The 9,597-nt window shown below is 58.9% G+C and carries 5 protein-coding genes, 1 rRNA gene and 1 pseudogene; 2 read left to right on the top strand and 5 right to left on the bottom strand.

The window, feature by feature from the left end:
- Positions 1 to 58: 58 nt before the first annotated feature.
- A 5S ribosomal RNA gene (gene rrf, locus JFV26_RS12365) occupies positions 59 to 174 on the top strand.
- A gap of 317 nt (positions 175 to 491) precedes the next feature.
- Positions 492 to 2,372: a methyl-accepting chemotaxis protein gene (locus JFV26_RS12360; RefSeq protein WP_201192608.1), complete on the top strand. Its 1,881-nt coding sequence runs from the start codon at positions 492 to 494 to the stop codon at positions 2,370 to 2,372.
- Between the two features lie 56 nt (positions 2,373 to 2,428).
- Here JFV26_RS12360 and JFV26_RS12355 read toward each other — a convergent pair whose 3' ends face one another.
- From JFV26_RS12355 to JFV26_RS12335, 5 genes and pseudogenes are all read right to left on the bottom strand, one after another.
- Complete coding sequence (locus tag JFV26_RS12355; protein ID WP_201192605.1) at positions 2,429 to 2,896, bottom strand: SRPBCC family protein; 468 nt, start codon at positions 2,894 to 2,896, stop codon at positions 2,429 to 2,431.
- A gap of 22 nt (positions 2,897 to 2,918) precedes the next feature.
- Positions 2,919 to 6,334: pseudogene (locus tag JFV26_RS12350) on the bottom strand (amino acid adenylation domain-containing protein).
- 13 nt (positions 6,335 to 6,347) lie between these two features.
- Entirely contained in the window at positions 6,348 to 7,277 is a 930-nt protein-coding gene (locus tag JFV26_RS12345; RefSeq protein WP_201192603.1) for a diiron oxygenase, read from the bottom strand.
- Positions 7,274 to 8,050, bottom strand: coding sequence for a DUF3050 domain-containing protein (locus tag JFV26_RS12340; RefSeq protein WP_201192601.1), 777 nt, complete (start codon positions 8,048 to 8,050; stop codon positions 7,274 to 7,276). The genes JFV26_RS12345 and JFV26_RS12340 overlap by 4 nt, the downstream gene beginning before the upstream one ends.
- Positions 8,051 to 8,837: 787 nt before the next feature.
- Entirely contained in the window at positions 8,838 to 9,548 is a 711-nt protein-coding gene (locus JFV26_RS12335) for an FCD domain-containing protein (protein ID WP_201192599.1), read from the bottom strand.
- Between the last annotated feature and the right edge of the window lie 49 nt (positions 9,549 to 9,597).

Here is a 9,597-nt window from a genome sequence, read left to right as displayed (position 1 = left end):
TAGAAGTCACCATTTTTTGCTGGCACGTTACTGCGGTAACGGGCTGGTCACAGAATTTCTTGACGACCATAGAGCATTGGAACCACCTGATCCCATCCCGAACTCAGCAGTGAAACGATGCATCGCCGATGGTAGTGTGGGGTTTCCCCATGTGAGAGTAGGTCATCGTCAAGATTGAATTCCGAAACCCCTGTCTCGCTAACGCAGACAGGGGTTTTGTCGTTTTGGAGCAGGAAAACTTCAAGTAACAAACTGCCAGGCAGTAATGGAAATAAGGTTAACCCGAATGCTCTAGCACGCCGTTCGGCGGGAATCCGGCCTGAATTCCAGCCATTTCATACAAACCCCTAAGATTTCTCCTTCTCGTGCCGAAAGACTGGTGAGACATGCGTGCACCAAAGTAGAGCGGCCTCAGAAAGCCGTCTGCGCTGTTACATGGAATGTTGCAATCCGGAACGCATCCCCACTTTTTGCATAAGAAGTCCCATGAAATGAATCTTAAGTTCAGCCATAAAATCCTGCTGGCCGCTTCTGGCGTCGTAGTGCTGGCTTTCGCGTTGTTCACTTTGTACAACGACTATTTACAGCGAAATACGATCCGGGAAAGTCTCGAGTCCTCCGTCCAGCAAGCTGGCGACTTGACCGCCAGCAGCGTGCAGAACTGGATGAGCGGCCGTGTACTGGTGTTGGAAAACCTGGCACAGAACGTCGCCCACCAAGGTGCGAGTGCCGATCTGCCTGGGTTGGTGGATCAACCTGCCCTCACCTCGAACTTCCAGTTCACCTACGTCGGCCAGGCGAATGGCGTATTCACCCAACGCCCTGACGCGAAGATGCCGGATGGCTACGATCCGCGTCAGCGTCCCTGGTACAAACAAGCTGTCGCTGCCGACAAGACCATGCTGACCCCGCCTTACATGGCAGCGGTGGGCGGGCTGGTAGTGACCATCGCCCTGCCGGTGAAAAAGAACGGCGAGTTGCTCGGCGTTGTTGGTGGCGACCTGAGCCTCGAAACCCTGGTGAAGATCATCAACTCGGTGGACTTTGGCGGTATCGGGCACGCGTTCCTGGTCAGCGCCGACGGTCAAGTCATCGTCAGCCCGGACAAAGATCAGGTGATGAAGAACCTGAAAGACATTTATCCGGGTTCCAGTGTGCGCATCGAGAAGGGCAACCAGGAAGTCACCCTGAACAAGCAAGATCGTATCCTCTCGTTCACCCCGGTGACCGGTTTGCCGAATGCCGAGTGGTACATCGGTCTGTCGATCGACAAGGACAAGGCCTACGCGCCTTTGAGCCAATTCCGCACCTCGGCACTGATTGCGATGTTTATCGCCGTGAGCGCCATTGCAGTGCTGCTGAGCTTGCTGATCAACGTGCTGATGCGCCCGTTGACTACCATGGGCCGCGCGATGAAAGACATCGCCCAGGGCGAAGGTGATCTGACCCGTCGTCTGGCCGTGGAAAGCAAAGACGAGTTTGGTGAGCTGGGCGGTGCGTTCAACCAGTTCGTAGAGCGGATTCATGCGTCAATTTCCGAAGTGTCTTCAGCGACCCGTCAGGTCCATGACCTGTCGCAACGCGTGATGGCGTCGTCCAACGCCTCGATCATCGGTTCCGACGAACAAAGCGCTCGCACCAACAGTGTGGCCGCCGCGATCAACGAACTCGGTGCCGCCACCCAGGAAATCGCCCGCAACGCGGCAGATGCTTCACAGCACGCCAGCGGCGCGAGCGAGCAGGCCGATGACGGTCGTCAGGTGGTGGAAAAAACCATTCTGGCCATGACCGAGCTGTCGCAGAAAATCAGCCTGTCCTGCACTCAGATCGAAACCCTGAATGCCAGCACGGACAACATCGGGCACATTCTGGATGTGATCAAAGGCATCTCCCAGCAAACCAACCTGCTGGCATTGAACGCAGCGATCGAAGCGGCCCGGGCCGGTGAAGCCGGTCGTGGTTTTGCGGTAGTGGCGGACGAAGTGCGTAACCTGGCACACCGTACCCAGGAATCGGCCGAGGAGATCCATAAGATGATCACCTCGCTGCAGATCGGTTCTCGCGAAGCGGTGACCACCATGAACGCCAGCCAGGTTTCCAGTGAAGAGAGCGTCGAAGTGGCGAACCAGGCTGGTCTGCGGCTGGTCAGCGTGACTCAGCGCATTGGCGAAATCGACGGCATGAACCAGTCGGTAGCCGCGGCCACCGAAGAGCAGACGGCGGTGGTGGAAACCCTGAACGTCGACGTCAACCAGATCAACCTGCTGAACCAGCAAAGCGTGGCCAACCTCAATGAAACGTTGAAGGATTGCGATGCCTTGTCGTTGCAGGCCAACCGGTTGAAGCAATTGGTGGACAGTTTCAAAATCTGATCCATCGATGTAAAGAAGCCCGCTGTGGAGTTATCCACAGCGGGCTTTTTCATACCTTACGCAAACAACTTCTGCACATTGTTCATCGCATCATCGGCAAATCCCTGGACGAAATCCTTGAACCCCGGCAACGCCTCGGCGCCTCCTTGTGCGGGTTCAGCGACGATGGTCCAGGTCGCCCGGGACTTACCTGCCCCCAACGATTCGACGTTCATCGCCGCCCACAAATTGGCCACGCCCAAGGTGTTGTAGATGGTCGTCCAGGTCATGCTCAGTGCCTGGTCGTCTCGGGAGTTGAGTTGCTCGACCACCAGGTTGCCGTCCTTGAAGAATTTCTTGCGCAAGGACGATACGCCCTCACCGGTCATTTCGATGTGCGACAGCGATGGGATGAAGGCATCGAAGCCGGCAAAGTTACCGACCACCTCCCAGACCTTCATAGCGTCCGCCGGCACATCCACCGAAGACACAACGTGGCAGCCGTGAGGGTTTTTAATCAGGGTATCGGGTTGCAGAGTTGTCATGGTCTTGCTCCAGTTGGGTGGGTCAGATGAAATTGATTTCTTTGAGGTAGTCGCAACCACGTCGCAGCAGCGCCGGGGATTTTTCCGGGTAGTGCGCGCCCATTTGCCGGACACCGGCCTGGGCGTTGTCGTGGCCGATCATCGAGATGTCGCCGATGTCTTCCTCAAAGCCGTTGAGGTAGAAACCCAGCACGCCGAACAGCGCGTTGTCGCTGTCGACCCGGCCCAGTTGCTGTTGCCAGTCGGCGACGCTGACCATCGAGAACTCCCGGCCTGCTTCGAGAAACGAATCCACGTAGGCGTCCCAGCTCAGTGGTTCAGGGTTGTGCAGGTTGAACACCGCGTGTTCCGGCTGATAACGGCTGGCATGGAAGGCAATGAAACGGGCGAGGAAGTCCACCGGCATCAGGTCGAAATTGAGCGTGAACTCCGGCACCTGGCCGAGCTGGATCGAGCCCTTGAGCATCAGCATCAAACGATTCTTGTGCGGCTGGCAGACGCCGGTGAGGCTGTTGAAACTGATGTTGCCGGGGCGATACAGATTGACCCGCACGCCGTGCTCCCGCGCCCGCTCCAGGATCCGCTCGCCCACCCACTTGGACAGGTTGTAGCCGTTCTTGATGTAGATCGGAGGCGTCTGCGCGGCCGGTAATTCGAGCACCCGCCCATCGGCGGAAATCGTGCTGGACGCCGAGAGCGTCGAGACGAAGTTGAAGATCTTCTTGCTGCGTCCCTCACACAAACGCAGGCACTCGAAAATCGGCTCGACGTTGTCCCGCGCCAGTGACTCGTAATCGAGTACGTGATTGACGTTGGCCGCGTTGTGCACCAGCGCGCCGAACTCCCGGTCCAGTCGCTCGTAGACATCCACTGCAAGCCCCAGGGACGGACGCGTAATGTCCGCCGCGTAAACCCGCACCCGGCTCAAGTCCAGATGCTCCAGACGGTTCTCGCGTAACGCGAGGGCAAAGCGCTCCGCCGCCGATTGCCCGCCACCGTCGCGCACCAGGCAGGCGACGTCAGTGGCCCCCCATGCGAGCAACGCCTCGACGATGTGCACGCCGACAAAGCTGTTGGCGCCGGTGACGATTACCTTGTGCACATCGCCCATTCGGCTGACCGGTAATGGCTGCACGTCCAGCTCGCGGAAGGCATCGGCCATGGCCTGCTCACTCAATACTTCTTCGGTGCCCGAACCGCGCACCAGCGTCGCCAGTTTCGCAATGGTCGGCAATTCGATGAAGCGATTGATCGAGATGCTCCGGCCGAACTCCTCGCGCAAACGCAGCAACATGCGCGACAGCAGGATCGAGTGACCGCCGAGGTTGAAGAAGCTTTCGTCGGTGGAAATATCGCTCGCCGGCAGCTCCAGCAACTCGGTCCAGATCTCCAGCAACAGCGCTTCATCGGCACTGGTGGGTAACCGGCGGGCGCTGTTTTCCAGCACGCTCACAGGCAGCGCCAGCAACGCCTTTCGATCAACCTTGCCGTTACTCGCGAACGGCATGCTCGCCAGCTCAGTCCAGGCGCCGGGTTGCATGTAGTCCGGCAGAAATTGCACCGCGTGGGCCTTCAGCGCTTCGCGAGCGGCGCCGGGTTGGTCTTCCTGAGGCTGGGCAAGGAAGGCCAGAATCCGTCGATGGCTGTCGATGACCACGACCACCTGGCGGTACAACTGGCTGTCCCGCAGGCAGCGTTCGATCTCTTCCGGCTCGACCCGGAAGCCGCGGATCTTCACCTGATTGTCCCGCCGCCCGCAGAGCTCGATGCCGTCGCGGGTCCACTTCGCCATGTCGCCGGTGCGGTAGGCGCGCAGGCTTTCACCGTTCGGCAAACTCAGGTTCAGATAGCGCTCGGCGGTCTGCTGCGGGTTGTTCAGGTAACCCAGGCACACCCCGGGCCGACGATGTACAACTCACCGACGCTCTGCTCGGCCACCGGTTGAAAGTCCTCATCGAGAATCAGCACCTGACTGTTGGCGATCGGGCCGCCGAGGGTGCGGTTGTTGTCGCCGGGCCGCAGCTGCCGCGCGGTGATCAGCACCGTGGCTTCGGTCGGGCCGTAGAGGTTGTAGAGGTTGCCCTGTCGCGTGAGTTGCTCGATGACGTAGGGTTCGCAGACGTCGCCGCCGGTCATGACGTGATCCAGTACCTGCAACTGCTCCAGGGGCAGAATGCTCAGCAACGCCGGGGGCAAGAAGGCGTGGCTCAGTTGCTGATGACGGATCAGCGACACCAGTTGCAGCGGGTCACGGCGTTGATCGTCATTGGGTACGATTAGCTCGGCGCCCTGCAGCAGGGTCGGGAAGATATCGATCAGTGACGAGTCAAAACTCAACGATGAAAACTGCAACACCCGACTCTGCTCGGTCAGTTGCACATAGTCGGCGTACCACGCAGTAAAGTGCGCGAGGTTGGCCTGGCTGAGCAGCACGCCTTTCGGGTGCCCGGTGGTGCCCGAGGTGTAGAGCGCCATGCACGGCGCGTCGAGAGCCGGTCGCTGACGCATCAATGGTTGATCAAGATTGACGTCATCGAGGTCGATGCAGCTGATGTCCAGCCCCGGCATCTCGGCGGCGAGCGGATGCTCACCATCGTGGAGCAACAACACCGCCCCGGCGTTCTGCAGAATATACTGCTGACGTTGCAGCGGATGGCTCGGCTCCAGCGGCAAGTACACCGCCCCGCTGCCGAGAATCGCCAGAATCCCTGCATACAGCGCGCTGCATTTCGGCAGGCAGATGCCCACCACCAACGAACCCTGGTGCTGCTCGAGCAGCGGCTGTAAACGCTGCTGGATAGCGCGGCTGTGGTCATGCAATTGGCGGTAATTGAGCGACATGCCGGCGATGTTCAGCGCAGGTCGTTCGGCGCATTCGATAAAGCGCTGTTCAAGCCGCTCGATCATCGGGATCCGGCCCAGTCGCAGCAGCTCGGGCTGAGCGGTGAGGTTGAGTTGATGGACGAAGGCCAGGCGCTCCAGATACAGCAGGTTTTCGGCCTGCTCGAAGTGGGCGGGCGTTGTCGGCTCGGTGAGCCGGAAATACTCGGCATCCTGGGAGAAACGACTGATCAGCAGTGCCACGTGGTCCACCAGTTCTGCCACCGCGCGCAGGCGCAACGCCTGGCCATTGCCGCCAGGTTCGTCGGCAATCGGAACACGAGTGAACAGCGTCGAACCGTACGTGCACAGCAGGTCCAGGGTTGGCAGGCCAAAAGCCCTTGGGTCCCCGACACCCAACTGCAGCGTCAGTCGCGGCACGTCGCCGAAGTCGGGAAAGGCCAGGCTGGCATCGTCGATCAACAAGTCGACGTTGCCCAACGTTCGCTCACCAATAACGGCCTGCCGCACCAGTGAATGTCCATGTTGTTCGAGCTCCAGCGCCAGGTCGGTCAAGGCCTGGCTTTGTCCAATGAGCACAATGTCGAGACGTCTCATGATGTTCTCCTCGTTAAACCAGGTAGTCGCTCAGGGCTGCTTGAACGCACGGCGAATCGAGCAGCGAACTGCTGCGGAAAAACCGCACGATGTTGGCGACCAGCGGGTGATGGCGATTGATCGGGAAGGCCAACCCCGACACTTCGCTCTTGAGTGCCCGGCGCGCGGTGTCGCTGATTTGCAAAGACTCGATCAACCGGAAGTCGAAGGACTTCTGGATGTCGTTGGTCAGGTAGTGGCCGATGAACACCGGCAGGATCTGCGCGATGCACTGACGGTCGGCTTCGCTCGCGGTGTGCCAGTAGATGCGTACCAGCCGTGCCCAGAAACTCGAGTGACGACCCTCGTCCAGCAAGTGGTCGGCCATCAGCCCCTTGATCGACTGCTTGACCGTGTCGTCCTTGGCGAACGCCGCCACATCGCCGGTCACGGTGTTTTCGGCGATGGCCACACAGATCAGTTCCACGGCGCTGCGCAGGTGTTCCGGTGCCAGCGCAACGGCGGCTGGAATCGCCCGGCTCAACTCGATTTCATCCGGCAGTTCGATCGGCGTGATGCCGCTCATGGCAACGGTCTGCTGCATGAAATCCATCGCCACCAAGGCGTGGTAATCCTCATCCACCACCACGGTCATGGCGTCGTAGCGGCAAGCGAACGGGAAAGCCACGGCGAAGCGATTCTTGGCGATGCTGCGAGCGGTCTTGTCGACGATCTCGGTTTCGAAAATCACCACGTCGTTGATGAACTTGTAGAGCGTCTGCACCAGGGCGAAGTCCCGTTGTTCCGGGCACTCGCGCAGGAAGGTTTCGCTCAGCACCAATGGCTGGCGGCTCAACGGGTAGATCAGCTTTTCGTCGTTCTCCAGCACGCGTCGGGGGCGGGTGCGGATGGTCGCGCGGTTCTCCCAGGCGTCGGCGAAGGATTGGTAGTCAGCAGCGTTCATGCGCTCACCTCGCCGACGGTTTCGCTCATGCTGACGCGCAAGCCATCCCACAGGGCGATGCGGCTTTCCACGGCGGCGATGGCGCTGGCGTAGACGTCTTCCTGGCGTTGAGGGTCGCCATCGATCAAGCGGGCGAGGAGTTTTTCAGCGGCCGGGCCGTGGTCTTCGGAGTCGACTTCGATGTGGCGTTCCAGGTAGTAACGGAAGGTCGGGGCCTGGTCGAGGCCAATGCCCCAGTCGTCGAGAATCCGCTGGAACATCTGCGGGATCACGCTTTCCCGGCCATGCAGGAACACCGCTGCCACGCTATGACCCGACGCATGCAGCGCGGTGTGCAAGGTGTTGCGCACGAACTGAGCGGCAGCGGGGTCGACGTTCACGCTTTGCAGCGCCACGTCATAACTCACGCCTTCTTTTTGCAACGCCACGAAGCGCTCCACCGCTGCGGTATTTGCACCGACTTCGCGCATCGCATCCAGGTACAACTCGAAATGGCTGTAGTGACCATTGGCGGGACGATCATCGGACTCTTCACCCAGCACAATCTCGTTAATCAGCCGCGCCGCTTGCGGGTCTCGCGGTGGCAGCCAGGGCAGTTGCACGCAGGTCAGTTCCTGCTGCAGGCGCTTGGTCAGCGACATGAAGTCCCAAACGGCAAAGACATGGGTTTCCATGAAGCGCTGCAAGATTGACAACGAATGTATTTCGCCAAAGATCGGGTGAGCGCTAAGTTCGGCTTTCTTTTGATTGAGACGGTCTTTAGTCGGTTTCATGGGCGAGCCTATAAGTTGTTGGAATACCGTGGGTTGTGACAAATCAATAAGCGATGGTGAATTGATGTTTTATAGGGGCGAGCGCAGGCCTCAATCGAATTGATGTGTGTGAAGGGTGGATCAGTTCCAGGTAGAGCCCCCGCGGGTACCGTATCTGGGCATTGCTTGCCCGGATCCAGTAGCGGCGGAGAAAAACTAATACATCAGTAAAGTTCCCGGCAAGTTATTTTTATATTATTTGATAGTTCAACTTTTTCGGGCGCGACAAGTTCCAATAAAACTTTTAGTTTGAGTTTTATATAGATGAAGTTGCTCCTTCCGGCTTATATAAGTCAGAATCGAATAAGAGAGTGAATACCTCACTCAAAGCAACTTTATAACTGCGTTCGTTGGTTTGATCTGAGGGGGTGGAAGTTGGCCGGGAATACACCATTTACTTCCTTTCCCGTGGCAAGACTCCTTCCGTAGGTTCTTGGTGCGGCGACTGCCCCGCAGGTGCGGTGCGCCGTCCGTCATTATTGGGTTGGCAGACCCAAGAGTGAGCGTAAACGACGGCCGCCGCTATCGTTGGTGCGTCATTCTTGGGGTGCAATTATCGGGCTCGGGAGGGCGTTACAAGGCAGGGCCAGGAGCAGGCAGGAGCGGCATTGCACTACCGGCCCGGGGAAGAGCAAAAGGGGATTTGTAAGAAAATTGTTCGCCGAGTAGCCCAGGACGGGAGTCAGTCAAATATTGCAGCCGCGAGGCGAACACATTCAGTGTGCTCGCTCACGTGGGTGATTGCGGATTACTTCGAGGTTTTCCTGCTCTGGGCGGCAGTGCTATTGAGGTAGCGCGTGATGACCTCGACGCCTCGGTTGAGGTGATGTTCGAGCAGTTTGACCGAGCGTTCGATGTCCCGCTCTTCGGCGGCTCGCAGCAGCTCCCGGTGATCTTCCTGGGACAACTTGCCCAGGCCCATCGCCTCGAGGTTGAAGCGCAGGAAGCGTTCTTCTTCGTTCAACCCGTCTTCGACCAGTCGTAACAGCCGACGATTGGGTGCCTTGCCGTACAGCGCCATGTGGAACAGGCGATTGAGCCGGCCAATTTCGGTGTAGTTGTGTTCGGTTTCCAATTCGTCGATGTAGCGGCCAGCCAGTTCGAAATCCGCGGCTTCGAGCAAAGGGATTGAACGACGCAGTGCTTCGGCTTCCAGCAGGATCCGCAACTCATAGGTTTCTGTGGCATCGCCCTGAACCAGCGCTGCGACCACGGCGCCTTTATGAGCGACCACATTGAGCAACGCTTGCGCTTCGAGTTGGCGCAAGGCTTCGCGCACCGGCATGCGGCTGACGCCGAACAGGTCGGCCAAATCTTGCTGACGCAGGGCCGTGCCGCAGGGAATGCGGCCGTCGAGGATGGCTGAGCGCAGGGTTTCTTCGATCACCGAGCGTGCCAGGTGAGCGGGAATCGGCCCGTTGACCTTGATGCTGTTCAGAGGATTGGGCTTCTGTGTCACGACAACGCACCCTGATTGACTGAAGTTTGTTTTGGATCCAAATGGACAC

The sequence above is a fragment of the Pseudomonas sp. TH31 genome (genome assembly GCF_016650815.1).
Lineage (GTDB): Bacteria > Pseudomonadota > Gammaproteobacteria > Pseudomonadales > Pseudomonadaceae > Aquipseudomonas.
This window is presented reverse-complemented; position numbering and strand designations above follow the sequence as displayed.

Coding starts and splice junctions, on each gene's coding strand:
- JFV26_RS12360 (WP_201192608.1), top strand. CDS start 492: ATGAATCTTAAGTTCAGCCATAAAATCCTGCTGGCCGCTTCTGGCGTC.
- JFV26_RS12355 (WP_201192605.1), bottom strand. CDS start 2,896: ATGACAACTCTGCAACCCGATACCCTGATTAAAAACCCTCACGGCTGC.
- JFV26_RS12345 (WP_201192603.1), bottom strand. CDS start 7,277: ATGAACGCTGCTGACTACCAATCCTTCGCCGACGCCTGGGAGAACCGC.
- JFV26_RS12340 (WP_201192601.1), bottom strand. CDS start 8,050: ATGAAACCGACTAAAGACCGTCTCAATCAAAAGAAAGCCGAACTTAGC.